At 56.5% G+C, this 26208-nt stretch carries 25 protein-coding genes; 15 read left to right on the forward strand and 10 right to left on the reverse strand.

Going from position 1 to position 26208, the window contains the following annotated elements; genetic code table 11:
- Positions 1–56 precede the first annotated feature (56 nt).
- The 3 genes from NHH03_RS09855 to NHH03_RS09865 are packed head-to-tail and all read right to left on the reverse strand — an operon-like array spanning position 57 to position 2217.
- Complete coding sequence (locus NHH03_RS09855) at positions 57–401, reverse strand: DUF1475 family protein (protein ID WP_253155731.1); 345 nt, start codon at positions 399–401, stop codon at positions 57–59.
- Positions 401–1351 (reverse strand): SelL-related redox protein, encoded by a 951-nt coding sequence (locus NHH03_RS09860; RefSeq protein WP_253155733.1) that lies wholly within the window; start codon positions 1349–1351, stop codon positions 401–403. Before NHH03_RS09860 ends, NHH03_RS09855 begins: the two co-directional genes overlap by 1 nt.
- 2 nt (positions 1352–1353) lie before the next feature.
- Complete coding sequence (locus NHH03_RS09865; RefSeq protein ID WP_253155735.1) at positions 1354–2217, reverse strand: sigma-70 family RNA polymerase sigma factor; 864 nt, start codon at positions 2215–2217, stop codon at positions 1354–1356.
- A 264-nt stretch (positions 2218–2481) separates the two neighbouring features.
- On the opposite strand from NHH03_RS09865, the gene NHH03_RS09870 reads away from it, so the two are divergent.
- The 5 genes from NHH03_RS09870 to NHH03_RS09890 are packed head-to-tail and all read left to right on the forward strand — an operon-like array spanning position 2482 to position 7779.
- Positions 2482–3804 (forward strand): NAD(P)/FAD-dependent oxidoreductase, encoded by a 1323-nt coding sequence (locus NHH03_RS09870; RefSeq protein ID WP_253155737.1) that lies wholly within the window; start codon positions 2482–2484, stop codon positions 3802–3804.
- A gap of 6 nt (positions 3805–3810) precedes the next feature.
- Positions 3811–4632: a DUF1365 domain-containing protein gene (locus NHH03_RS09875; RefSeq protein WP_253155739.1), complete on the forward strand. Its 822-nt coding sequence runs from the start codon at positions 3811–3813 to the stop codon at positions 4630–4632.
- Between the two features lie 20 nt (positions 4633–4652).
- Complete coding sequence (locus tag NHH03_RS09880) at positions 4653–5948, forward strand: SAM-dependent methyltransferase (protein WP_253155740.1); 1296 nt, start codon at positions 4653–4655, stop codon at positions 5946–5948.
- Positions 5927–7003 carry an SAM-dependent methyltransferase gene (locus tag NHH03_RS09885; protein ID WP_253155742.1) on the forward strand — a complete coding sequence of 359 codons (1077 nt, stop codon included), beginning with the start codon at positions 5927–5929 and terminating at the stop codon, positions 7001–7003. The genes NHH03_RS09880 and NHH03_RS09885 overlap by 22 nt, the downstream gene beginning before the upstream one ends.
- Entirely contained in the window at positions 7000–7779 is a 780-nt protein-coding gene (locus NHH03_RS09890; protein ID WP_253155744.1) for a DUF1295 domain-containing protein, read from the forward strand. Before NHH03_RS09885 ends, NHH03_RS09890 begins: the two co-directional genes overlap by 4 nt.
- 206 nt (positions 7780–7985) lie before the next feature.
- Here NHH03_RS09890 and NHH03_RS28500 read toward each other — a convergent pair whose 3' ends face one another.
- Positions 7986–8924, reverse strand: coding sequence for a fasciclin domain-containing protein (locus NHH03_RS28500; RefSeq protein WP_253155746.1), 939 nt, complete (start codon positions 8922–8924; stop codon positions 7986–7988).
- A gap of 322 nt (positions 8925–9246) precedes the next feature.
- Between NHH03_RS28500 and NHH03_RS09900 the strand changes: the two genes are divergently transcribed.
- From NHH03_RS09900 to NHH03_RS09930, 7 genes are all read left to right on the forward strand, one after another.
- On the forward strand, positions 9247–10554 hold the full coding sequence (locus NHH03_RS09900) for a hypothetical protein (protein WP_253155747.1): 1308 nt from the start codon (positions 9247–9249) through the stop codon (positions 10552–10554).
- Positions 10555–10761: 207 nt separating this feature from the next.
- Entirely contained in the window at positions 10762–11646 is an 885-nt protein-coding gene (locus NHH03_RS09905; RefSeq protein WP_253155749.1) for an ABC transporter permease, read from the forward strand.
- Positions 11647–11651: 5 nt separating this feature from the next.
- On the forward strand, positions 11652–12401 hold the full coding sequence (locus NHH03_RS09910) for an ATP-binding cassette domain-containing protein (RefSeq protein WP_253155750.1): 750 nt from the start codon (positions 11652–11654) through the stop codon (positions 12399–12401).
- Positions 12398–13483: an MlaD family protein gene (locus tag NHH03_RS09915; protein WP_253155752.1), complete on the forward strand. Its 1086-nt coding sequence runs from the start codon at positions 12398–12400 to the stop codon at positions 13481–13483. The genes NHH03_RS09910 and NHH03_RS09915 overlap by 4 nt, the downstream gene beginning before the upstream one ends.
- On the forward strand, positions 13483–14682 hold the full coding sequence (locus tag NHH03_RS09920; RefSeq protein ID WP_253155754.1) for a hypothetical protein: 1200 nt from the start codon (positions 13483–13485) through the stop codon (positions 14680–14682). Before NHH03_RS09915 ends, NHH03_RS09920 begins: the two co-directional genes overlap by 1 nt.
- Before the next feature lie 58 nt (positions 14683–14740).
- Positions 14741–15751 (forward strand): zinc-dependent alcohol dehydrogenase family protein, encoded by a 1011-nt coding sequence (locus NHH03_RS09925; protein ID WP_253155755.1) that lies wholly within the window; start codon positions 14741–14743, stop codon positions 15749–15751.
- Positions 15752–15865: 114 nt separating this feature from the next.
- Positions 15866–16558, forward strand: a complete 693-nt coding sequence (locus tag NHH03_RS09930) for a lysophospholipid acyltransferase family protein (RefSeq protein ID WP_253155756.1) — start codon at positions 15866–15868, stop codon at positions 16556–16558.
- Between the two features lie 46 nt (positions 16559–16604).
- Here the strand turns inward: NHH03_RS09930 and NHH03_RS09935 are convergent, their stop codons facing one another.
- Both NHH03_RS09935 and NHH03_RS09940 read right to left on the reverse strand, forming a co-directional pair.
- On the reverse strand, positions 16605–17552 hold the full coding sequence (locus tag NHH03_RS09935; protein WP_253155757.1) for a hypothetical protein: 948 nt from the start codon (positions 17550–17552) through the stop codon (positions 16605–16607).
- Positions 17553–18159: 607 nt separating this feature from the next.
- Positions 18160–19191, reverse strand: a complete 1032-nt coding sequence (locus NHH03_RS09940) for a (5-formylfuran-3-yl)methyl phosphate synthase (protein WP_253155758.1) — start codon at positions 19189–19191, stop codon at positions 18160–18162.
- A 7-nt stretch (positions 19192–19198) separates the two neighbouring features.
- On the opposite strand from NHH03_RS09940, the gene NHH03_RS09945 reads away from it, so the two are divergent.
- Positions 19199–20377 carry a ribonuclease D gene (locus NHH03_RS09945; RefSeq protein WP_253155759.1) on the forward strand — a complete coding sequence of 393 codons (1179 nt, stop codon included), beginning with the start codon at positions 19199–19201 and terminating at the stop codon, positions 20375–20377.
- On the forward strand, positions 20364–21095 hold the full coding sequence (locus NHH03_RS09950) for a CPBP family intramembrane glutamic endopeptidase (RefSeq protein ID WP_253155760.1): 732 nt from the start codon (positions 20364–20366) through the stop codon (positions 21093–21095). Before NHH03_RS09945 ends, NHH03_RS09950 begins: the two co-directional genes overlap by 14 nt.
- A gap of 3 nt (positions 21096–21098) precedes the next feature.
- Here the strand turns inward: NHH03_RS09950 and NHH03_RS09955 are convergent, their stop codons facing one another.
- Positions 21099–22127 carry a D-alanine--D-alanine ligase family protein gene (locus NHH03_RS09955; RefSeq protein WP_253155761.1) on the reverse strand — a complete coding sequence of 343 codons (1029 nt, stop codon included), beginning with the start codon at positions 22125–22127 and terminating at the stop codon, positions 21099–21101.
- On the reverse strand, positions 22124–23146 hold the full coding sequence (locus NHH03_RS09960; protein WP_253155762.1) for a putative zinc-binding metallopeptidase: 1023 nt from the start codon (positions 23144–23146) through the stop codon (positions 22124–22126). Before NHH03_RS09960 ends, NHH03_RS09955 begins: the two co-directional genes overlap by 4 nt.
- 91 nt (positions 23147–23237) lie before the next feature.
- Here NHH03_RS09960 and NHH03_RS09965 point away from each other — a divergent pair, with 91 nt between their 5' ends.
- Positions 23238–24398: a GTPase gene (locus NHH03_RS09965; RefSeq protein WP_253155763.1), complete on the forward strand. Its 1161-nt coding sequence runs from the start codon at positions 23238–23240 to the stop codon at positions 24396–24398.
- Here NHH03_RS09965 and NHH03_RS09970 read toward each other — a convergent pair.
- Together NHH03_RS09970 and NHH03_RS09975 are read right to left on the reverse strand one after the other, a co-directional pair.
- Complete coding sequence (locus tag NHH03_RS09970) at positions 24380–24739, reverse strand: nucleotide pyrophosphohydrolase (RefSeq protein WP_390895550.1); 360 nt, start codon at positions 24737–24739, stop codon at positions 24380–24382. The genes NHH03_RS09965 and NHH03_RS09970 overlap by 19 nt on opposite strands.
- 26 nt (positions 24740–24765) lie before the next feature.
- Complete coding sequence (locus NHH03_RS09975; protein ID WP_253155765.1) at positions 24766–25887, reverse strand: glycosyltransferase family 9 protein; 1122 nt, start codon at positions 25885–25887, stop codon at positions 24766–24768.
- Positions 25888–26208 lie beyond the last annotated feature (321 nt).

Raw genomic sequence — 26208 nt, forward strand, 5'->3', positions numbered from 1 at the left:
CTGCACCAGCGTACCAAAGTCATCCTAAAGATGGACCGTTGCCCCCGCCCTTGGAATTAAGTCGACGCATGTCGTTGAGTCAACAAATCCGCGATGTCGGCGTCCTCTGGCAGTCGCAGCAGTTGCAGCAGCAGATAGCCGGTCATGGCCATTGTCCCCAGTGAAACAATCAACACGAACCAGGCGACGCGTGCGCCGAGCGTTCGTTCCTTCCATGCCACCCACAGGTAGAAAATGGTGAAACTGATGTAGGCATCGATCAGGGTCGCTTGGAACCAGACGTCCGTGATCATCGTTTGGTTATCAAAAACGCTGCGCACCCAACTGGCCCGCAGCGTGGCAACCAACATACAGACGAACAAAAATCCAAACCCCACTGCGAGCACTCGTTTGGTAGTCACTAGGCGGCCATCGGTTGGGTTGCGCGTCGAGCCAACTCGAGATAATCGGGTTGGTCGGATGCGAGTTCATGCTGGTAGCCTTCGATCACCTGGCCGTGATAGTAGGTGAACACGCCGGGCATCTGGAATGTGTTGCCCTGGGCACGCCCAATTCCATGGCCATGAAAGACGCCAGCGACAATGCCACGCAACCAAACTCGCAGTCCAAACAGTTGGTGGAACCCACCCAGATCTAAACCGAATTGCCGATACAAGCGGCATTCCGGGTCCGAGATCCGGGGGACATCTTGCATCGCGTATTGCTGGAAAAACGATTCCCCATCGCCTTTTCCAAGGTGCACCAGCACGATCCCACAGCCGGTGGCTTCGATCTGGTCACGACGACGTGATAGTTCTGCCATCGCCTCACGACAAAAAGTGCATCCGGCATGCCGTAGAAACACGACCAGTTGTGGTCGTTGATTGGCCAAATCATCCAGCCGTCGGCCGGCGTTGGTTCTTAGATCCTGGATCGGTGCATCGGCCTCGGGCATCTCGTACGCCGAGTTGGCAGTGTATTGATAACGCAGCGCTCCCCACAGAATGACCGCGAAGGGGACCAACCACAGGGCTTCGTTGGCCAAAATCAACCATCCGGCTTGGGTGGCAGATGTGATCGCGGGGATCGCTATCAAACAACCAATGGCTCCCAGTAATTTGCCCACAAAACCAAGCAAGACGATTGGCCAGTGGCGATAGGGATGTCGCGATGCGATTAAGAATCCGATGCCGTACACGCCGATGATCATGCCGATGCATCGCCACAGTAAAATCGTAGTCGCAGTGTTTTCTAGACCGCTCCAGTTCAGCACGGTCCCGGGTATTGTCAGCGACAGCAGCGCCCACGACAGGTTTGCCAAACCGCCCAGCAACAGTACCAGCCGCATCCACCATTTTGGTTGATAGTTCATTGTCATTTTACCGCAAACATGGATTCGAACGGTTCAGCCACTTTCGCGAGTTTTTCCAAGCTGCGGTACAGGATCTGCCGTGCACGTTCTTTACTGATTCCGATTTCGTCGCCCAGTGCCCGCAGCGACTTCCCCTTTCCCGACCCATCTAATCCGAACCTGCCGCGAACGATGAAGCATTCACGTGGATCGAGCAACTGGTCAAGTTGCTGTAGCACGGTGTCGGCTGCCACGGAAATCTCTGTCGAAGATGGTTGGTCGGCGTCGTTCTGATCGGCGGCTGCCAATAAGGTTTCGTCGGCGTCGTTCGACTCCCGGACACGGCGTTTGCAATTGCGATTGATCAAGCGATTGAAGTGTCGCTGGACGGCATGGGTCAAATAGGTGCTGAAGCGGTAGCCGCGAGCAAAGTCAAATTTGTCGATTGCGTTCAGCAGGATCGTATTGGCCTCTGCGACGAACTCGTCAAATTCATCGTTCGAGGTCGAGCGTTTTCTGGCCACAAAGGTGATCAGACGCAGGTTGGCTCTGGCGATCGATTCCCGAGTGTCAGTGGCTTCACCGAGCAATCGCTGGATCTCTTTTTCTGTCTTGGCCGGGCGTCGTTGGTTTCGCAGCGTCGCCTTGAGCGCACTGGCACGAAACCGCAAAAAATTCAGCCGCTTGAACAGGAATTGTTCTCCCTCGAAGGTCAGGATGCGACATTCTTCGACCGCCAGTATGAAGTTGTCGGCGGCGTGTTGCGAATTTTGCGACGGGCGATCGTCTTCGTCTACGTACAGATCGCAGTCGATTTCAACGAAATCCTGCTCTGTGGCCGAGTCGAAATCGGCATGTGGAACGTAGGGGATGTCGGAGTCGACCAAGCCGGCTTTCGCCCGGGGAATAATGGGTTTTTGTCAATGGAGCTGCCCAAGTGGGCAGGCGTCAGCATCAGCGGATTTTAGGACCGAAAGCTTTGTAGCCAGCGTCACGGATTTGACCACTGTTTTTTCCGTGATTTTTCCACGGCATCTGGCACAGTCGGATCAGAACGTCATCCAGCCCGATAAAAATCCAGAATGTTGTGGTCATCGCGCTGCAGATGCCTAGAACAGGGACGGACTTCAACTCATGCGACCTTAACCGACGTGGAATCCTCGTTGAAAATTGCGGTGATCGGATCGGGAATCTCCGGACTGGTATGTGCCCGACTGTTGGCTGCACGACATGATCTGACACTGTTCGAATCGGATCAGCGTCTGGGCGGTCACGCTAACACGGTGACGGTTCGCGATGGCGAAACGCAGCACCAGATCGACACGGGGTTCATCGTTTACAACGATCGCACCTATCCCCAATTCTCCCGGATCCTTGCCGACTTGGGCGTCGATACGATGCCGACATCGATGAGTTTTAGCGTCCGCTGTGATCGAACGGGGTTGGAGTACAACGGAACCTCTTTGAACGGCTTGTTTGCCCAGCGGCAGAATTTGCTTCGACCCAAGTTTCTGAAACTGTTGAGTGAGATTCTGCGATTCAATCGCCGTGGTGCCGACGATTGGGATCGCGTTCCCGCTGGACAGACCGTGGCGGAATACCTGCGTCAGGGCAACTACTCCCAACAGTTTTGCGATCACTATTTGTTGCCGATGGGCGCAGCGATCTGGTCCTGCCCCCGCGCCGAATTTGCTTCCTTTCCGATTCGGTTCATCCTGGAGTTTTATCTCAATCATGGATTGTTAAGTGTCACCGATCGCCCTGTTTGGCGATCGATCGTCGGTGGATCTCAGTCCTATGTCCAACGCCTGGCGACTCCGTTTCGCGATCGAATTCGCACTGCCTGTCCGGTGCATGCGGTGTCGCGATTGGACCAACAGGTGTTGGTTCGACATGCTCAAGGCGTCGATCAGTTTGACGAAGTCGTTTTTGCGTGCCACAGCGACCAAGCGTTGCGGATCCTGGAGGATACGGATGCGTTGGAGCAGGAACTCTTGGGCGCGTTCCCCTACAGTTTGAACTCGGCGGTGCTACATACCGATGAATCCGTGTTGCCCCGACGGCGCCGGGCCTGGGCCAGTTGGAACTATTGCCTTGCTGACCAACCGGAAATCAGACCTGCGGTGACCTACAACATGAACCTGTTGCAGGGCATTCGCAGTGCAAACACCTATTGCGTGACGCTCAATCAAGACGACCGCATCGACCCCGCCCGCGTGTTGGCCAAATTTCAGTATGCCCATCCCGTCTTCACCACGCGGCGGGCAGCAATCCAGTCGCGGCACGACGAGGTCATTCGACGACGACGCACTTCGTTTTGCGGTGCCTATTGGCGCAATGGATTCCACGAGGACGGAGTTGTCAGTGCGCTGGCGGTCTGTCGGAAATTTGGCGTGCGTCAATGGAATGCCGGCCCGGGCGATGACGATTCCGTGACAGCCGTTGCTAGGCAATTTGTGTCGGAGGCATGTTGATTGCCAATGGATCCCACACACAGCTGCCTGTATGAAGGCCTGGTCCGACATCGCCGCTATCGACCCAAGTCGCATTCATTCATCAACCGTATGTTCCTGTTCTATTTGGACTTGGACGAGGTTGATGACGTTTTTGCCAATGCCCCTTGGTGGTCGCAGCGACGCTTTAGTTTGCTTCGCTTTTGCCGCGGTGATTATTTAGATGGCGATCCCGAGGCAGCCGACGAGTCGCTCGCGGCTGCGGTTCGCCGAATCGTCAGCCAGCAATCGGGCCTCGACGTTCGGGGCCCCATTCGGATGCTCGCCCAAGTCCGCTGCTATGGGTTTATCTTCAACCCGATCTCTCTGTTTTACTGCTTTCATCCAGACGGCAAAACACTGCAAGCGGTGGTGGCCGAGGTCACCAACACGCCGTGGCGGCAACGACATTGCTATGTGATTCCATGGCAGGGAAATGACCAGCCTGGCCAGCGACGGTTGCAGCACTACCAGTGCAAAAAGGCATTGCATGTTTCTCCTTTCATGCCGATGCAGATGGACTATCAATGGAAACTGAGTGCACCAGAAACCAACCTGTCGGTTCATTTGGAAAATCATGATGTGCAGGGCAGGATGTTCGACGCCACCCTGATTTTGAAACGAAAGCCGCTGACGGCATTGCAGCTGTCCAAGACGCTCGTTCGTTTTCCTTGGATGACCGGGCAAACGATTGTCGGAATCTATTGGCAGGCACTGCGTTTGTGGTTGAAGAAGCTGCCTGTCTTCCCCAACCCGTCGTCGGCGAATCCAGCCAACCCTGTTTCGATGCCATCCCGTCGAACTTTTTGACTCATCGATTGAAAAGCAACATGTCCATTGGAATGAAACGTCAAACGCAACGAGTGTCAGACAGGTTGCCGACGTCCACACACAGTGATCTGCAGCGTCAGGCCGCCGTCGGTTGGTGGCAACACACGGGAATCAGCAAGCTGACGCGGCGCAAAATGGCCGCGTGGTTGAATGATCTGGGGGGAGGCCAAATCCATTTCAACGATGGTTCATTGCGGCAAACGTTCGGCTCGGTCCACACCGATTTGCAAGCGAGTTGGGACGTGTCGGACCACGATTTCTATCGGTTGATGGCACTTGATGGCAGCTTGGGAATGGCAGAGTCCTACTTGCGCGGACACTGGGACAGTGACGACTTGCTGACACTGCTGCGAGTGCTCTGTCGCAACTTGGAACGAGCCGATTCGGCAACCACCAGGATCTCTGCGATGGCCCAGCGACTGCGTTATGCGGCGTTTCGGTTCGATGATAATTCGCGCAGCGGAAGTCAGCGTCACATCGCCGCCCACTACGATCTGAGCAACGAATTTTTTGCGTTGTTTCTCGATCCCACCATGATGTATTCGGCGGCCTGGTTCGACCACGAAACGACAACGTTGGAAGATGCGTCGATCGCTAAATTGGATCGTGTCTGTCGCAAGCTGAATCTCCAGTCGACCGATCACGTCGTCGAACTGGGGACGGGCTGGGGTGGATTTTCACTGCACGCCGCCAAGCAGTTCGGTTGCCAGGTGACAACCACGACGATTTCGAAAGCCCAGTACTGTGAAGCCAGCGACCGCGTCAGGCAGGCCGGATTGGGCGACAGGATTCAAACACGTTGCGACGATTACCGCGATCTGAGTGGGCAATTCGACAAGCTGGTTTCGATTGAGATGATCGAGGCGGTCGGTGAGCAACATCTTGACACCTACTTTCGCCAGTGCGACCGGTTGCTTAAACCGGGTGGCCGCTGTGTCTTGCAAGCCATCGTGATGCCCGAACGACGCTATGAATCTTATCGGCGGTCGGTCGACTTCATCCAAAAATACATTTTTCCCGGTGGCTTTCTGCCCTCGGTTGCTGCGATTCAACAGTCTGTCGGTCGTGCTTCCACGCTGCGACTGGACTCAATCGAAGACCTTTCAACTCATTACGCCAAGACGCTTGGGCATTGGCGTCAGCGATTCTTGTCGCAACTCGACGAAGTCCGATCGCTCGGTTTCGACGACCGTTTTATTCGGATGTGGGAGTATTACCTGTGTTATTGCGAAGCCGCGTTTCGAGAACAGACCGTCAGAGTTGTTCAGATTGTTTGGGACAAACCAACGAACTAGATCACGCCACCGTCCGACCGTCTGGTTCGAGCTTCTTTTCAAGCCTACTGGATCAGGCCGAACAGGGGCGTCTGCCCGATTGGATCGTGCGTTTGGGGATTCGACGCCTGTTGCGGACACGATTGCGTGAATTGCAATCGACACCGCCGCAGAGCGCCGCCGAGCGACTGCGCGATCAGATTCGCAGCCAACCAATCGCCGTGGCAACGCATCACGCCAACGAGCAACACTACGAGCTGCCGACCGAGTTTTTCCAGCAGATTCTCGGGCCACACCTGAAATACAGTTGTTGTTATTGGGACGCTGACACCAAAACACTTGACGACGCCGAACGCAATGCGTTGCGAATGACCGCCGAACATGCCCAGATTGAAAATGGCATGGACGTCTTGGAGCTCGGCTGTGGGTGGGGATCGCTGTCACTGTGGCTTGCCCAGGCGTTTCCCGACAGCAGCATCACGTCGATATCAAATTCGCATACACAACGACGCTTCATCACCGCCCATGCCCAGCGTCTGGGACTGCGCAATCTGGATGTTCAAACCGCAGATATCAACGATTTTCAAACCGACCGAACATTTGACCGGGTCGTCTCGGTAGAAATGTTCGAACACGTTCGCAATCATGTTGCGCTGCTCTCGCAAATCAATCGCTGGTTAACACCAGAGGGGAAATTGCTGGTGCACGTGTTCTGCCACCGCACGACGCCCTATTTGTTTGAGACGGACGGATCCCAAGACTGGATGGGACGGCATTTCTTTACCGGCGGGATGATGCCGAGCGTCGATTGGCTGTCATCCTGCAGCAGTTCCCTGACGCCGGCCGAGCAATGGACGTGGGATGGAACACACTATGCCAAAACCTGTCGCGCGTGGCTGTCCAATCAAGACGCCGCAACAGAGACGCTGCGTCCGATTCTTGCAAAAACCTACGGACGCCCCGATGCCAATCGTTGGCACCATCGCTGGCGAATGTTTTTCATGGCCTGTGAAGAACTCTTTGCGACCCGGGGTGGGCGTGAGTGGTTCGTCTCGCACACATTGTTTCAAAAATGAATGCTCCGCTTGTTGAAAGTTTGTGGACCTGCGCCGCCGCCATTGTGTCGCTGTTTGTTTGTGTCTGGTTGATCAGTCTGCCGCTTCGCGACGTCAGTATTGTCGACATCGCCTGGGGTTTGGGTTTCGTGCTGGTTGTCTGGACGGCGTTCCTGTTCCATGCAGAACCAGACCGTGGTTGGCTGGTTATTGGCCTGACCACGTTGTGGGGCGTTCGCTTGGCCGCTTACTTGGCCTATCGAAACCACGGCTGCGAGGAAGATCATCGCTATCGAAAAATGCGGGATCGTTGGGGAAGCTCGTTTCCGCTGGTCAGCCTGTTCACTGTATTTTTGCTGCAGGCCGCTGTGATGTGGGTGGTGTCGTTGCCGCTGCAAACAGCGTTTGTTGGTGCTGAACCGACCAGCGCCTGGATACAAGGCATTGGGCTGTTGCTATGGACGGTTGGATTTGGGTTCGAGACGGTTGGCGATTGGCAACTCGCTCGATTCAAATCTGATCCCGACAACGCCGGCCAGGTACTTGATACCGGTTTGTGGCGTTACACCCGACACCCCAATTATTTTGGCGATTTTCTGGTTTGGTGGGGGCTGTATTTGGTTGCCGTCGCATCGAGTCATGTCTGGTGGTCAGTGGTCGGACCGATCACCATTTCGGTTTTTCTGTTGCGAGTGTCCGGAGTCACGTTGTTGGAAAAATCACTCAAGGACAGCAAGCCGGATTATCAGCGTTACATCGAACGGACCAATGCCTTTTTCCCCGGGCCTCCACGCTAGCCGCGGCTGCTTTATCAGCCGTTGGACGCTGGACCACGGTCTCTTCTTATCCGCCTTGCGGAGCCGCAAGAATTGGACACTGCCGCGTCCTAGATGATTGACGCGGACTGTTGTGCGGCTGTGCCTGCCAACAATAAAGGGACCGAGTGTTAATCGATCCCTTATCGTTTGTAATCAGTGCTTGACGAAATGATTCAGCACTTTGTTTACGGCATCAACACACTGTCGATCACGTGGATCACGCCATTGGTCGTTTCGACGTCTGCGGCGGTGACGGTTGCGTCGTTGATCATGACTTTGCCTCCGGACGTTTTGATGGCCAGACCTTCGCCGTTGACCGTGTCAGCGGACGAGAGCTTGGCGGCATCGGCGGCCATGACCTTGCCAGGTACGACGTGGTAGGTGAGGATTGAAACCAGTTTTGATTTGTTCTCCGGCTTCAGTAGCGTTGCGATCGTTCCTTCGGGAAGTTTCGCAAACGCTTCATCGGTGGGGGCAAACACGGTGAAGGGACCTTCGCCTTGCAACGTTTCGACCAAGCCGGCTGCTTTAACGGCAGCGACCAAAGTCGAGAACGATTTGTTGGCGGCAGCGGTCGCCACGATGTCCTTGTCAGCGGGCATCAACACTTGGTCGATCACATGAATCACGCCGTTGCTGGCAGCGATGTCTGCTTTGACGACGTTTGCACCATCAATCATGACCTTGCCATTTTTGGTGCTGACGGACACCTGTTGGCCCTGGGCCGTGGTGGCGCCACTGAGCTTGCTGACGTCCGCGGCCATCACCTTTCCGGGCACGACATGGAACGTCAGGATGCTTTGCAATTTGGCTTTGTTCTCCGGTTTCAGAAGCGTTTCAACGGTGCCTTTGGGAAGCTTTGCGAAAGCCGCGTCGGTCGGTGCGAACACGGTGAACGGACCATCACCTTTCAGGGTGTCCACCAGGCCTGCGGCCTTGACCGCGGCGATCAGGGTATTGAATTGGCCGGCGGCAGCAGCGGTGTCAACGATGTCTTGCTGTGCGGCCGTTGCCACCAGCACGGTGGCTTGGTGATTTGCGGCGGCAGTTGATAGAGGGCACTTTTCGCCCGCCATCGCGCTGGTCGTTGAAAGCATGGCGATTAGGCAGATTGTTTTCTTCATCTCAAAAGTCTCTTTGAACGGGTGGAGGCAGTCGTGCGGTCGGCCGTGAACTCTGGCCGACAACTTGTTGGTAGAGACCGCAAGTGGAATGACCAGCAAAATAAAAACAATTCATCCAACAGATCGCGTTTGTCGAGCGCTCACACCCGATCAGCGAATCGGGTCGTAGCCAATACGATGGTCGCAACAGTTGCGGATCCCCGGCCAAGTGGCTGATAATGCTGAGCCGATCCAGATTATCTGGTTTCGCGTTTTGCCCACGCGATCGCCACCTGCGATCCCCGCGACTTAATGATGATCTCGAACCATTCGGAGCAGTCTGTTGGCCACATTCACTGTTTACTGTCATGGCACTGGTTTTAACCGTATCAAAGGTGGCCAAAGTGACGAACTGGTTGCTTGGTTCCACAACCACACGATCGGCGTTGAAGCAACTTTGTCGGGGTCGCTGGTCACAGCCGGCAACTACCTGATCAATGACGGACCCGGCCACGGGGGCAACGGCATCGCACAGCCGCAAAACGTCAATCCGATGACCGGTGATGAGCGGCGAAATCGACCCTTAAAGAAGCGGATGAATCCCTTTTCGTCACCGAGCTTCAAATCGCATCTTGTCGGGGACACTGGCGGCAAGGAGACATTGGCTAAGATCCGTGGCAATATTAGCGGTCACGGTTGGGATGAAAACGTCATTCGCACCGTGAATATTTTGCAGGATTTACAGTTCGAGAAGAACCAGGCGATCGACCGGGTCAACCTGGTTGGATGGAGTCGCGGCGCAGTGACCTGTATCCGCATCGCTGCGTTGATGCACCAGGTGTTTGGCACCTCCATTGACTGCAACATCTTTGCGGTAGATCCGGTGGCCGGACAAAACGCAGGCATCAAGATGATGGACACTCGCATTCTAAATGCGAATGTCAAAAACTACATCGCGATCTTGGCGATGCACGAGATGCGGTCGACGTTCAAACCCCAGGACTGGAGCAGGCTGTCTGTTTCCCCGAACACAACCTCTGCGATCATGCTGCCGATGCCGGGTGTGCACAACGCCCAAGTCATCGCAAGTAATCCGGCTGATTCGGCGCACATCACACGCAGCCTTGCCTACGCATTTCTGAACTTTCTGGGGACCGGTCTCACCGAGAAACCAAAACCTTCCTTGGGATCCGCGGTCAAAATGACCGAGGCCTATGCGAGGCTGGTCCTGTCACTGTCGGAACACAAGCGGTACCAAACCCAAAATACGTTCGCTGGACGTGGTGCAGCAAAGGGTTCGTTTCGTCGACGAAAATTTGCCACCACCTCTAAAATGGACACCTACACCAAAGGTGGGAAAGGCGGCTACTGGATCAATGAGCACCATCGGGCTTGTTTCAAAGCCGCATTTCCTAAAGCCTACAACTACATTTTTGAAACGATCGGCGGCGGGCAACCGCAGTTAGTGTCAAAAATTGATTCCGACTTGTTCCGCGTATTGAACAATTCGCCGGGCGGCGAGATCGCGCAGTCGTTGATGGCCAAGGAATTGTTGGTCGCTGACATGGGGTACCAGATTCAATCCGGCAGCGGGCTTTATTTGAATTCACCCAGGGTTTCTTGGCCGGATCAATTACCGCTGCACGCCTAACGAGGCACCGTCGATTCGCGATAGCAGGCGAGCTGGCTGTACAAAGAGTGAAGGTGTCCGGTGGTAGCGATTGGAACGGTTGCGCGTTGGTGCAGGGTGCGGCATGCAACAGTTGGAACGGTTCCCCGGGATCATCGTCCGGCTTCGGCCGATTGAAGCAACTGGACCGTCTCGCATGCCTATTGCCCTTCAGTGATCCAAATCGCCGTGCCTGCAACCGCCTCCCGAACGATAAAACGCGTCGACCTGATCGCTGCACGCGCGATCGGGATGCTGTGGCAATTGATGGGAACGATCGGCGGGATTTTTCTGCGACAAACCAACAAGATTGCTTCAAGTATGGCCGCCTTGTGGGCGACGCTGGCCTTGGCGGTGCAGCCCCGCAGTTGGACCGTTCCCGTCCGCGCGGTGTTTTTGCGTCAAATGCTGTTCACCGCGGTCGATGCCATCCCATCGGCCCTGCGATTTGCAGCCGCGGTGGGCGTGTTGTTGATCGTGCAGACCATGATGTGGATCGACATGGTCGGCGTCTCGATCGATATCATTGCGCCATTCCTGTGGCGCTCGATCGTGCGCGAGATCGCTCCGTTGCTGGCCTGCCTGGTTGTGATCGGTCGCAGTGGAATCGCGATCAGCGCGGAATTAGGAACGATGCGAGCCGGCGGCGAAGTGGAAGTGTTGGATTCACAGGGGATCGACCCGATGACATTCTTGGTGATGCCGCGGGTATTGGCGGTGATGTTAAGTGTGTTTTGTTTGGCCGTGGTGATCGCCGTGACGATGGTGGTGACCGGGTACGCGGTGGGCGCGATGATGGGTGCGATTCGCACGACGTGGAGCGATTTCTTTGGCGAGATTTCACGTAACTTTGACGTTCAAGATCTTATCTTTTTTGCTTCCAAGACATTGATCGCGGGCGGATTTGCGGGCGTCATTTGTTGCCTGGAAGGGATCAGCGTTCACGGTGCGATCACGGATGTACCGCGGGCGACCAGCCGTGCGGGGATTCGCGCGTTGACAGCGGTGTTTGCTGTGTCGGCGATTCTGTCGATTTTGTTCTACGACAAATTCCTAGTGTTCAAATTCGGATAGTAGTCGTGAACGAGCATTCCAATCTAAAACGAGAGTTGCCGGCGGGTCCGGCTATCCTGGAGATCGAAGCGGTTCGTTTCGAAGGCCAGGGCGAGATGTCGCTTTCGATGAATCAATTTTCAAGTACCGTTGGCGCCGGCGAATTGGTCAAAGTCTCTTTGCAACGGCGTCACGATCCGCGCGATGCCGCCTCGTTGCTGATCGGGCTGCACCATCCGCCGGCAGGCTCCATTCGCTATGCCGGTCAGGATTGGCTGGGCCGAGATTACACACGGCACTTTCAGATGCGCAGTCAAATCGGTCGCGTGTTTGCCGGTTCAGCTTGGATTCACAATTTAACCGTGCGTGAAAACCTCTGGCTCTCGATGTCACACCATGGTCTGGCGACTCGGCGAATCAAAGTAAACGTGAAACGATGGGTCCAGCGACTCGCTGGTCCGCGGGGCGCTTTGGTTCACCAAGCGATGCGGAAACGCCCGTCATCTGTGGAGCCCTCGATTCTGCAGATCTGCCAGTTTGTTCGAGCCGTCTGTAACCAGCCACGTCTGCTGTTACTGGAACGTCCGTTTCGGTTTCTGGTCGATGATCTGTATGACCGGTTTGTCACGGCAATTGATGATTTGCGAAGCAAGGGGACCGGGGTGGTGTGGTTCGCCGGCGACGGTGCCGATCACGAACTCGCCTTCCGTGGACCGATCCGGCATTGGCCCGTTGTCAATGATGTGTTGATCGGCGATGGGAGGGCCACGTCATGAATGAGCCCTATCGGCTTCGCTACACCAACCAAATCGTTGGTTTCTTTTTGTTGATCGTGTTTGTCATCACGACTGCGGTGGCGGTGTTGTTGTTTAGCCAGCTGTTGGTCCGCAAGGAGACGTTTTTTGTCAACGTCAGTGAAGCCGAAGCGAGTGAACTGCGAACCGGAACGGACGTGATCGTGCTGGGACAAACGATCGGCCAGGTCGAACAATTGCGATACGTGCCCGACAGCGATCAAGTCCGCGTTCAGTTGGCTATCGATTCGCAGTTTAGTGATCAGATCACAAGTGACTCGGAAGTCACTTTGAAACGCCGGTTCGGCGTCGGGGCGCCCGTGCTTTCGATCCGCCGCAAGCCGCCCGGGCAACGCAGCGGGGCGGCTGGATCGTTGCAACCGGGCCAGGCGATCGGTTCCTTTCGCGGTGACGGCGACCCCATCGAAAACATCGCCGCAGACGTCGAAACCGCGGGCGGGTCAATCGACGTCGCAGCCAAGAAGTTGACCGAGTCATTGGAGCAATCGATCGATCCGGCGTTCCAGCAGAGTTCGAAAACCTTTGAATCATGGTTGGAAACCAGCGAAACGTTACGTGAGGAAACAGACCGGACGCTCGCCCAAATTCGCAACACCACACTGCAATTGGAACTGCAGTTGACTCAGTTGACCGAACGGATTGACCAGTTGGTCGACGAAGACATTCGTGCGACCGTCGCGAGGATCCAGCAATCCGCCCAGGCCGCCACCGCGGCCGCGGCCAGCGTGCAGAAGACCGCTGCGACGATCGAATCGAAAAGTGAACAAACCAATGACGATGTGGCACTGACGCTAAAAACGTTGCGTGAAACGGCAACGCTGGTCCAGCGTCTGACCAATGAATCACGCGACGTTGTACGGATTGTGCGTCGCGAGGCGGACGATTTGCCGGGCACGGCAGAACGCGTCAACGACACGGTGGATGACACGCAAGATTTGGTCGGTGACATTCGCGATCATTGGTTGCTGCGACGGTTACGAGATGATCAAGATCCGAGCAAACAGGTCTCGCCATCATCCCTGCGCAGCGGGGGCGTTCGCTGATGCGTGGACGACGATTTACGTCAAGAGAGAGTTTCCATCGCCTGGCACTATTGGCGGTGTGGATGCTTTGCCCGGGATGCGCCTCGCAACCGAAGCAAGTTGTCCCCAAAGATGCCGCACTGATTCGTCAAGTCAGCGCGGGGCGTGAGGCATTTGATGAAGGGGATTTGCAGGAAGCGGAAAAGAAGTATCGACGGGCGCTGATCCGCGCCTGGGCGATTGACGATCCCTACGAATCCGGCACGATGGCCTATAACTTGGCAGCTTGCTTGACCGCGCGGTCCCAGTGGGAACAAGCGGAGAACTGGTTGATCGATGCCCGTGTGGAACTGTGTCGCGCCCAGTCGTCCGCCGGCAACACCTGGTTGCTGTCGGCCGAAATTGCAATGGCCCAGCACTGTTTCGAAACTGCCGAGCGCTATGTCAATTATGCCTCCTTGGCATGTCCGCCCTGTGAGATCGACGAAGCAAATTGCTTGTGCGGTCCGGCGGGAGATTGCCGTTCGGAGGAATGCGATGAATGCTGTTTGGTTCGCATCCCCTGTGTGGGAAAGAAAATACGTGACAAGCAATCCGATCGCGACTGCCAGCAGGGCTATCAGGCACGCGTGGAATTGACGCGAGCAAAACTGGCGGCCAAACAGTTCGACGTCGGTGGCGCGACCAGGCATCTGGCGCTGGCCAGCGAGTTGGCCGCCGAGGTCTGTGATTTGTCCTTGCAGGCAGATCGCCATGATGTTGCAGCACTGATCCATGACGCACAGGCCAACTTCTTGCAGGCCGGCGCGCATCGCGATCGTGAGGTCAAATTGCTACGTTGCATCGGCATGTATCGTGAAATCCCTGATGTCTTGGATGCGGCGGCCGAGTCCTATTGCTCGGCCGAGCGTCTCGATTTGGCAATCGATCGAATCATTCGATCGGCACGTATCCGATTGGCTCGCGGTCAATTGGAACAGGCCTGGCAACGAATTCGCGACGCGGCTGAACTGGTGCAGTGGAACGATTGTGAAGCAGTCGAAATCCGGTTGGGATTGACCGCAAAATTGATCGAGGACGCATTGGTCGACGCCAAACGCAATGCTCCATGCCCACCACCTGTTGATCCACCATCTGTTGATCCGCCGCCTATCGATTCGGCGCCTATCGATCCGCCAGCCAGTGAGTCCGTCTTGGGGGATTTCCTTTCTCTAGAATGAATCGGCTGTTTCGTAGCCGTCCAGAATCCACACGATCGAGCTGATTGGAATCCACCACATGCAGACATATTTGATAGAGTCCGACCAGGGCATCGATGCGATTGAACGACGTGAGACAGCGGAGCCAGAACCGGGGCCGTTTGAGGTCAAAGTACGAATCCGCGCCGCATCGTTAAACTACCGCGATCTGGGCGTCGCCGCCGGCGGCTACCTGCGCAACGACACGCGGCCGGTGGTGCCGTTGTCCGATGGTGCCGGTGAAGTGGTCGCGGTCGGACCAGGAGTCACACGTTGGAAGGAAAACGATCGTGTCAGCCCGATCTTTGTGCGGGATTGGATCGATGGGCCGGCCAGCGACGCCAAGCTGAAATCCAGTCTCGGCGGTGGCGTTGATGGTGTGCTGTGCGAATACCGTGTCCTACCCGAACAGTCGCTGGTTGCGATTCCCGATGGAATGTCGTTTGCCCAAGCGGCAACGGTGCCCTGTGCGGCAGTGACTGCCTGGCACGCGCTGTTTGAATCGGGCGAGCTGCAAGCCGGGCAGACGGTTTTGCTGTTGGGGACTGGCGGCGTTTCGGTGTTCGCTCTGCAACTGGCCAAAGCCGCCGGGGCGCGGACAATCATCACCTCCTCAAGTGACCAAAAACTAGAACAAGCTCAGTCGTTGGGAGCCGACCAGTTGGTCAACTACAAAGCCCATCCCGACTGGCACAAAGAAGTGCGTCGTTTGACCGCCGGTGAGGGCGTCGATCACGTGGTGGAAGTCGGCGGACCGGGCACACTGGAACGGTCGATCAAGAGCGCTGCCGTCGCCGGGAAAATTCATTTGATCGGGGTACTCGATTCTCCAGCGGCAAAAATCAGCCCGATGTTAAGTGTGTTCAATCTGCTAACGATCCGGGGGATTTATGTCGGCAGTCGCACGATGCACGAAAAGACGTTGGCGGCCATGGATGCAAACGCGATCGAACCGGTCATCGACCGCTCGTTTTCGTTTGATCAGGCCTTGGAAGCCTATCGTTATTTTGCCCAGCAAAAACACGTCGGCAAGGTTGTGATTGAGTTTTGATTCGTCGCAATCGATCTTGCCTTGGCCTGCCGGGGACACCTATTTACTGGCTGAGACGTGTTTCACAAACCGATCTCAATCGTAAATGCTTGCAAAACAGCTCGGATGCTGACGATGAAAAGAGTGATGCCCTATTTGGTCTTGGCGTTCATCAAACTATTGCGTGTGACCTGCCGTGTTCGCCCGGTGGACGATCCTCGAGATGAACTGCGGGCCGCCGGCCAGCCCTATATTTACGCCGGGCTGCATGCACAACAGATCGCCATGGTGACCTACGCGGAAAATGGTGCCGGTTCGTTGGTTTCACGCAGCAAGGATGGGGATTTGATTGCCAAGGCGCTCGAAAGCGTCGGTGCGGTTCCGATCCGAGGCAGCAGTGGCAGCGCACGCAAAGGCGGTGTGACGGCGCTGCGTGGCTTGGTCAATCATGTTGCCGGAGGGCTGCCCGCCTGCCTGGCCGTTGATGGTCCCAAGGGGCCACGCGGAGTGGTCAACCCTGGGATCGCGTTGCTGTCACAGAAAACCGGGGCGCCGGTGTTGCCGATTTCGTTATACGCGCATTGGCGAAAGATTTTTCCAAAAACGTGGGACCGCACCCAGCTACCAATGCCATTTAGCCGCATTGATGGCACATTTGCGAAACCGATCTACCCTCGCCAGGACGAATCGGTTCAAGACTACGCGCTGCGAATCCAGGCGGCCCTGTTGGAATTAGAGCGACGATGTGATCCGGTCGAAGCCGCGATCGCTCAGCAGCCTGCTACGGAGCCGATCAAGTCTGACACCGCAGCAAACCGCGCGGCATAGCCAATCGCGCGGTTGAGCGCGGTTGAGCTGTGTTTCCGATCCGGGTTTACTTTTCGTTCAAATCCCAGGCGTTCAACCAAGTCGTTTCGCCGGCTTGCATGTTGAAGTCTTGCTCCAGCCGCTCGGCCATGTCGGACAGGTGTCCGGCACCGTAGAACACCGCCAGTTTCACCTTGCCGGCGTCCAGTTCTTCTTTGAGCACCGCAAAAGCTTTGGCATTGCGTCCTTTGATCAAAGTGTTTTCGCCGTTGTGGTCGTTGATCCCGGTTGTCACCGCTTCCATGTCGATCAATTGACGTGCCATGGCGTTCTTCATTGCCGTCGAACGGTCTTGGCTGAACATTGCCATCAGCACGCCCATGTCGCCACCGGTTTTCGATTGGGACGCCAATCCGGCGCCCATCATTCGTGCGACCATTTTTAGAACGCTGTCGCCGCGCCGCGCCAGATCTTTGCTGAATTCCTCGGGGCTCATATCAGCATGCCGAAAGTTTTCGGCCATGTAATCGATCCGCTCCAGCTGGTATTCCAGTTTCAGCATGTCTTTCATCCCGGTTTGCATCGACGCGATGATCGAGCGGCGATCTTTCAGGTCTTCCGGCCGGATCCGGGTGCCATCGGGAGCGACCAGTTCGTACAGCACGGAGTCGTATTTTGACAGTCGGTTATCCAGGTCGTCGTAGTAGGCTTTTTCGCCGATGTGAACCACGCCCACCAAATCGACGATCGCGCCGTCGTAGCGAGTGCCTGGTTTGCCGGTGTAGCGAACGATGGCGGTTTGCAGCGCGACCTTGTTGCCTTTGTCGTCCGTCTTGATCCGCAGATAGACCGGGTCGTCGGCTTCGTCGTCCTGGCCATCGGCAGGTTTGGCCGTTTCCGCCGTCGCTGTTTTTTCAGTACCGGCAACGACGGTTTGTGCGAAGCTGTAAGCGGCGTCCAGCAGCGCTCCAGCGCCGGCAATCGCAACGAACAGACACAGAATGATCACACGCATAGCAAAACCCAGGCAAATTGTTGACGAAACGGATACCTGTAGCATAGCGCGGCGGCCCGATGGCGGCAACTTAGGACGGTTCATTGACGGTGTTGCCGTAGCTGGGCCGGCCACGGTTCCGTTTCCTTGCACACGTGTTCCTTGGTAACCCGACTTCCTTGGTAACCCGACGCGTTAGCGAGGGATCCCGTGAACACCCTAAATCCCTCGCTCACGCGTCGGGTTGTGATAAAAAACGCAACTTCAAACCGCGTCAGCGAGGGATTTAGCGAATGATCAAACAAAACGTGTGGGTAATCGCCGGCCCTGGCGGGATCCGCTACGACAGTGACTGTTGCTGACGATCTTGAGGGGAATCGGGCGCGATTGGTGGGGAACGGTCGCCCGAGTTGCATGGTTGTTGGATGTCGGTAAACCGTCTAGAAATAATTGTGGCCTTCACTCACCATTGACCTGCTGCCGCCGATTGAGCCTTGCGTTACGGAATTTAGAGTCATGGAATTTATCGAACTGACCGGAAAAACCTTGCTTGATGTCGTCAATGAAGGCGAAATCGATTTCAAGCAATTGCACGACGCTGGCGTTACTGGCGATTCGATTGTCCGCATCAATCGCTTCGGCGAGATCGAATTGCGGCGGAAATCGGAATGGGTGTTGGTGGGCGGCTTGATCGGGAACTTTGAAGAGCGGTTGCGGAAAATGACAGGCTTGGATTGGGTTTAACCCACCCCGACGAACGCCACGCCCGCAGCCGATCGGGACAAAGCGTCCCGGTGCGATCGGATCGACAGACATCGCCGCGGACCGCGATGCAATCGGGGCCATGGGCGCGTTGCTGATCGCTGCCGTGCTTGAAAATGCCGTCCAAATGCTGTCGTTGGGATAGCTTGATCGAACCGGCCAACGACCACCAGATGGAGTTTTGGTGGGCCAGTCGCCCCAATGCGCGTAAGCGATCCGGGCCTAGAATCTGAATCGATGTCGGCCCCGTTTTGCCGCTGGTGTCGATCAGGAACCGCTGGAAACCGGCGTCGATGGCAATTCGCAGAATGGTCTCCACTGGCAGGCAACCGGCATGCTGGTGATCCGCATAGGCGACGGCGACCAGCTGCACCGATGGCGGCAATTGCATGCCGACCGCGCGCCAATGACCTAGCAATTCGGCCTCGCCGGAACAACCCGCCGGTCCGGCTTTGGCGAACTCAAATTCGCTTGGCAGCTGAGCGGCCAGGGCGGCTGCCGTGGGGAGTTCGCCCAGTGCTGCGGAGAGCCGGAGCGGTCGAGCTGGCTGGGGGCCTGAGGGGCCGGCTGGCTGCTGATCGCCGGGGTGGACCAATTGCCGCACCCGGTGGCTGGCGGCTCGCCAGATCGCTGGGCCCACCGCCGCCAATGCTCCTGCGCTGGGCTCCTTGAAATCGAGGATGGAAACCCCAAATTGAACGGCCAATTCGGCCTCATTCAGGTCGCGGACACTGACAAGCCATTCGGGTGCGGGGCGATCGATTAGAGTCATGTCGGATGGTCGTTGTAGTTCGCGGCGGTTAGAGTTATAGCACGCTTGCGGCAAATCGCTGTGGCCGGTCACCGCTAGCGATTGTTGCCGCCCGCCCGCCCGTTTCAATGCAGAAAGAGAGTCCACCGTTCCCTTGGAATATGAATCGATCAGTACGAGTGAGGAGCTGCGTCAATTCTGCGACGAATTGGCGGATGCGCCCGTCATCGGCTTTGACACAGAATTCGTCTCGGAGGACCGTTACCGCCCGCAGTTGTGCCTGATTCAGGTCGCAGCCGGCGATCGGCTGGCAATTATTGATCCGTTGGCAATGGAGTCGACCGATCCGTTTTGGGATTTATTGATCCAACCCGGTCGGACTGTCATTGCCCATGCCGCTCGCGAAGAGTCACGGTTTTGTTACCAGTTCACTGGCAAACCGATTGCGGGTCTGTTTGACACACAGCTGGCGGCCGGGTTCAGCGGGATGGAGTTCCCGATTTCACTGGGAAACTTGGTCCATCGGTTGACCGGCAAGACCCTGACCAAAGGGGAATCGAGAACCAATTGGCGGCACCGACCGCTGTCGACCGACCAACTGCGTTATGCACTGCAGGACGTGACTGATCTGCAGCCGATGTATCGGATGCAACTCGATGCAATCAAACAACTCGATCGCGAGCAGTGGTTGGTGGAGGAGACCGAGATCCGCCAGCAAAAGGTCATCGAACAGGAGACGACCGAAAATTGGCGACGCGTCAGTGGCTGCACGGGAATGACACCACGGCAATTGGAGATCATCCGACACCTGTGGCGTTGGCGTGACAAGCGCGCCGAGGCCCAAGATCGCCCGGTCCGTCGAGTGATGCGAGATGATTTGATGGTCGAATTGGCCAAACGCGGATCATCCGATGTGAAGAAAATTCGCAGCATCCGCGGGATGGACTGGCGTGGTTACAGTTCCAACTACGATGACATCTCGGCGGCGATCCAAGCGGCGATCGAAGTTCCAGACGAAGACCTGCCGCGGCGAACCCGCCGCTCTCGATCGGTGATTTCGCCGATGCTCAGTCAGTTCCTGTCGACGTCGCTGGCGTGCATCAGTCGTCAGAACAAATTGGCGCCGTCGATCGTCGGCAATGCCGATGACGTCAAAGAGGTGTTGGGCTACGAATTGGATCCCAAAGAGGGCGACCAGGTACCGTCGTTGTTAACCGGATGGCGGGGTGAAATCGTGGGCAAGACGTTTCGGAAACTATTGAGCGGGCAGGCGGCGATCCGCGTCGCCAATGTTCGCCAAGAGCAACCGCTCGAATTTTTTGACTTGGATTGAGACCGGGATTGAATTGAACGAAGACACCAGCCCCGCCGAAGATCCGCCTGACGAATTCCTGTTCGTGTGGGCCTGCGGTTTCGAACTGGCGATCGGTTTGGTCGGATTGACGATCGCCTGGGTGGTCGGTTTTGATGCCCGTGCGTACATCGATCGGATCGATGAAATCGCTTGGCGCTCGATCGCGATCCAATCCGGGATCGGCGTGCTGGCGGCGATCCCAATGTTGATCGTGATCGCGTTGTTGATGAAGATCCCACACGAGTCGATCTCGGCCATCAAGCGGCTGAGTGAAAACCCGACGATGAAGGTCCTGCTGTCGCTCTCGCGCGCCGAGTTGCTGATGCTAAGTATCTGCGCGGGGATCGGCGAAGAACTGGCCTTTCGTGGTTGTCTGTTGCCCTGGTTGACGGCACTTCAAGATCCCACCGCGACGACCATCAATCCGTTCACCGTCGGCGATTCCTTTCAACTGGCTAACCCGTCGCTGTTGGCCACTGCGGTGCTGTTTTCATCGATCGCATTCGGGATGCTGCATCCGATCACCAAACTGTATGTGCTGGTGGCCACATTGATGGGCATCTATTTTGCCATGTTGCTGGTCGTCACCGACAGTTTGTTGGTGCCAATCGTGGCCCATGCCGCCTATGATGCGGTGCAGTTCTTGATGGCCAAGCGAGAGGAAGAAGCCGAGCAGGCGCAGACGGCGACCGAGTAGGTATTAGCTGGTCATCCAGGCCGCTTTGTAACGCAGTCCTAGATTCAAAATTCGCTGGATCAGTGTTTCGTAGTCCACGCCCGCGATCTCGGCGGATTCTGAAAAGTCTTCGCCGTACTCGATGTTCGGATTGGCGTTGGCTTCCAGCACATAGATCTCCCCGGCGGCGTTTAGCCGCAAATCCATGCGTGCATAACCACTTAGGTTCAGCGCCCGATAAACCCGTTTGCAGAGCTTGCTGATCTTATCGCCAAGCTCCTCCTGCAGGTCTTTGGCTTCGTGGGTGGTGATCCCGTGCTTGTCTTGGTACTTGCGATTCCATTTGACTTGGCTGGTGGCGATCCGGGCGGTATCGGCAGGCATCTTTCCAAAGTCCATTTCCCAGGGCGGAAAGGTTTGCAGTCGCTGGTTGCCCAACACGCCGACATAGATTTCGCGGCCTTCGATGTATTGTTCGACGATTGCATCGTCCAGTGTCTTTTCGTGGACAAATGCGACCCGGTCGCCCAACTGTTCGTCATTGTGGACGATCGAAGCCTGGGCGATTCCAAACGAAGCATCTTCGGAGACCGATTTGACGAACAGCGGGAATTCCAACCGCTTGGGACGATGCACCGTACGGCCGACCGGAAAGACGGTGAAGCGTGGGGTTTGGATCCGGTGGTAGGTCAGGATTTTCTTGCTCAGCGCCTTGTCTTTGCTCAACAACAGCCCCCGCGGGTTGCATCCGGTGTAGGGCTGTTGCATCAGTTCCAGGTAGCTGATGATCGCAAAGTCATAGGTCACGACGCCGTGGAATTCTTCCAACAGCATGAACGTGATGTGCGGTTGGAATTCGGTCAGTGCATTGCGGATCGGCGCCAGGTCGTCATAGACGCCCAGTGGCAACACTTCATGCCCGAGTCCGCGAAGTGTGTCACAGACATCGAACTCAGCTTTCCAAGCGTCCAAGTCTTTCTCGGAAACGCCTTTGAGAGATTCCGGTGGGACATGCCCGGAGCGGACCAGCACCAATACGCGCAATTTGCTCACATCATTACCCGTCGATGGCCCGAATTGAGATAGTTGCTTGTCCGCAGGGCCACCAAAATCATGGCATCACGTTTGCAGATTTCTGGTGGGGTGCCCAACCGCAGTTTTAATTCTCGGCACCGTTCGATCATTTCCTGTAACACTTGGTCGATCATGTAAGAATATGCGCCGGTCCAGTTCGCGACGACCCTCCGAATCTCCCCACGCCAGCGCGACAGCGATGCGGCGGCGGTGGGATTACGACGGTGATTCCGATCGCAGGAAAAAAGCTTGCGAAGATCTTTGTCGAACACGTTCGGGTAATTCATCCCATAGTGTTCGCGCTTGCGTTGATAGTGGGTCCGCAGGGTGCGGCGAATTTGGGACAGGCTGTCGATTTGTCTTTTGGATGTCACCGGCGGCGTCTTGCCCGCGATCTGTGTCATGCATTCGTCGACATATTGTAATTTTCGCAGCGCCGGCCAGTTCCGATATCGCGTTTTCCAGCGCGAGCTGGTTGGCAACCAGACCGCGAAGGTCTCCGCAAAATCCTCTAGCGGATGCGCTTGGGCGTACCACATTTCCAAGTGCAGCACGTAATCTCGCGATTGCGGATTCGGTTTGTAAAACTCGGGGTAGGCCTGCGATGATTTGCCGAACAGCGCTCGGTAGCGGGCTTTTCGCCGCAGTTGAAAGGCGCTGTCGATCGCATGGCCGGCCTCATGCCGCAATATTTTCATGCACCATTGTTTGGTACCGCCTTCGACTTCCAGCAATTGCTTGCGTTCCAGACGAATCAGGCGGGGGTGCGCCAAATAGAACGGAATTGCGATCCCTGGGATCCCGTCTGGGGAAAACCAGTCGTCGCTCAACCAGCAGTGGGGACGGAAATTTAGGCCTCGCTGGGCCAATTCGCTGCCGAGTTGTTTGATCCGGGCTTCCAATGGCGTGCCAGCAATGGAAAGCTTTAGATCACAGATTCGCATGTCCAATAATTCGTCGTCGGTCATCGACGACAAATTTGGCGCTGCGTTTGCCATGGCTCTTGCGACAGGAGAAATGAAACGAATGCCCGATCCCGACAATGATACGTTACCAATTCGGTCCGGCGAGTTTAACTGCGATCGGTCGATGAAACAAACGACACAATGCGCGGTGTTGACCGGTTCGGGACGCGCGGCTGTCGCGGTGGTTGAACTGTGGGGACCAAACGCCGCATCCACGTTGACCGCGTTGTTTCGGCCGGCGGGCGACGCACCACTTCAACCGACCCAGATTCGCTATGGCACGTGGGCAGCGGTCGGGACATCCGACGGCAGCGAGCTTCATTCCGCCCAGCAGCATCCGGGGGAATCGATCGTGGTGCTGCCGATCGCCGCGGATCGGTTTGAAATTCATTGTCACGGCGGTCGTGCCGCGACGCAGCGTGTGATGGACGATCTGGCGGCACATGGCGTTGTCGAATCAGCATCTGCATCGGGACCGGTGGCGGCCGACGAAGATCCGCTGATCGTAGCAGCCGTCGAGGTCTTGGTCGCCTGCACGACCGATCGCACCGCAGCGATTGCGATGGATCAAGTGCGTGGGGCGCTACGCGATTGGCGAGATCAATCCATCGCAGCACTTGCCGTCGACGACTCCCAGGCGGCCCTGATCGCAAACCAAGCCGTTGAAATCGCCGCTGCCGGCCGCATCGGTATTCGTTTGTCACGCCCGTTTGACATCGTGTTAGCCGGTCCACCAAACGTCGGAAAAAGCAGTCTGATCAATGCGATGGTGGGTTATGATCGCAGCATCACGATGGACATCGCCGGCACGACACGCGACGTGTTAGACGCCGAAACGGTGTTCCAGGGATGGCCGCTGCGGCTACGCGATACCGCAGGAATGCACCGTAGTGACGAAGCGATCGAACAACAGGGAATCGAGCGTGCCATCCAGGCGATTCGTTCGGCGGATCTGGTGTTGCACGTCAGTCAGCCGGGAATCGAATTCAGCAGCGAAATCCTGACCGACACGATCAATCAACTGCCGCATCCGGTCCCCGTTCTGGACGTTCTAAACAAGAGCGACTTGGGGGAGTCCACTGCAAAGGCGGCATTCAAAACCGTCGCAACGTCGGGTCAGGGTGTCAGTGAGCTGTTGGCCCAAATCATCGCCAGGTTGCTGGTCGACCAACCCGCGGCCGGCAGCCCGGTGCCGATCAATCAACGCCAGCTGGATTGGATCCGCTCGATTGCAGCGCTGGCGGACGATCCCTCACGAATGAAACGTCAACTGTCTGCGGCTTGATCGACCGGATACTTTTCCGCGTTGCGAACCATTTTGGCGGCCAGCGTAGAACTCAGGTCGATCTCCATCGTGTTGGCGATCGCCAACACATAAGCCAGGCAATCGGCTAGTTCTTCGCCGGCGGCGTGTTTCTTCACGGGGTCCTCTTTGACCGCCGCAGCCTGTTCCAGTGTCAGCCACTGAAAATGCTCCATCAACTCGCCGGTTTCGATTCCCAGCGACATCGCCAGGTTCTTGGGATTGTGAAAGCGATGCCAACGGCGCTCGGATACGAACTGTTCGACCAGTGCGCGCATCTGTTGCACGCTGGTCGAATCATCGCGGCTGTTGGAATCGATCATTGGTCGTTGGTTCATTTCCTTGGGATCTAGGCGGCGACCGGCAGCTGGCGCTGTTGTTCAAACTGGTCGATTGCGGCACACACGTGTTCGACTCCGATCGCGCACATCGCGGCATTGGATGCATTGCGGCGCTGCCGCGACGATCCAGATTCGTACGCCATTTGGATCGCGGTTTGACCATAGGGGCCGCTGTCACCGGGTTTGGTGGCACCATACAAGCCGATGGTGCGGGTGCCCACGGCAACAGCCATGTGCAATGGGCCGGTATCGTTGCTGATAAACAAATCAGCTGTTCCGATCAGAGCGGCCAGGTGTTGGAGATCGGTTTCCGGTGCCAGGATCGCCGTCCCGTTGCTCGATGAAACAATGTCCATTGCCATCGAACGATCCAGAGAAGTTCCCCACACCGCGATGCTCGTGTAGCCGTAGCGATCGTATAGATAGCGCGCGGTCGCACCAAATCGTTCGGGCAACCAGCGTTTGCTGTGCCAGGTTGCACCGGGATTTAGAATGGCAACGCGCGGTGCAGAAACCGTGCTGCGGTAGCGCCGCGCCCAGGATTGGGCCGGGCCACTGACCGGCAGATCCCATCGCACCGCGGGCGAATGAATTCCCAGCGGTGTCAGCAATTCGAGTGAGCGATCGGTCAGGTGATGAAACACGGGTTTGACTTGGATGTTTGAAAACCAGCGACTCAGTTCACGTGCATTTTTTCCTGCGTAACCGATGCGGTGTTGAGCACCGGACAGGTAACAGGCCAAACTGGATTTGGTCATTCCCTGGCAGTCGATTGACACATCGCAGCGCAGGTCACGCAGTTGTTGACGGGCGTTGCGCAGCCGGCTTGGGCTGGTGAACCAACTGCGTTCGAGCACGATCAAATCATCGACCGCGCTATGGCGGCGAACCACCGGAGCCGATTTTTCTTCGACGATCCATGAAATGTGCGACTTGGGAAATCGATCGCGCAGGGCACAGGCAACGGGTAGCGTCAGAATCGTGTCGCCGATTGCACTCATGCGGCTAATCAAAAATCGCGGCGAATCGGTTTCCAACAACACCTCGATCGGCGCGGTGGGTTTCGTCGCCGTCTGGCGCTGAGAACGTTTTCGAAAATCTGATTTACGTGTGCGTTCGCCGTTGGACATCGTCACGATCCTTCGTGTGGAATAGAGAAGAGGCAGGCTGAACCGATTCCCCCCGATTCGGCTAAAATGGCGAACGAATGCAGTCGCCATCCAAGGCCATTCGGGGAACATTAGAGATTCTTCCAGAAAATCGCCAGATCGACTTCAGAAACCTTCCCAAAGGTCGTAGGTTACCTCGGCGGTTTCCCTGGGAAGGCTGGAGAGAATAGCTAGCGTGTCGCCCAGAAAGTGGATTGCTCCGCCGAGTCGTTCGCCTGGACCGGATTGCTACTCTCAAGACCATCGACAAGCGTCTACGAGTCGCAAGAATGGGGGTGCCCG

This window comes from Stieleria tagensis (assembly GCF_024129865.1).
In the GTDB taxonomy this organism is placed as follows: domain Bacteria; phylum Planctomycetota; class Planctomycetia; order Pirellulales; family Pirellulaceae; genus Stieleria; species Stieleria tagensis.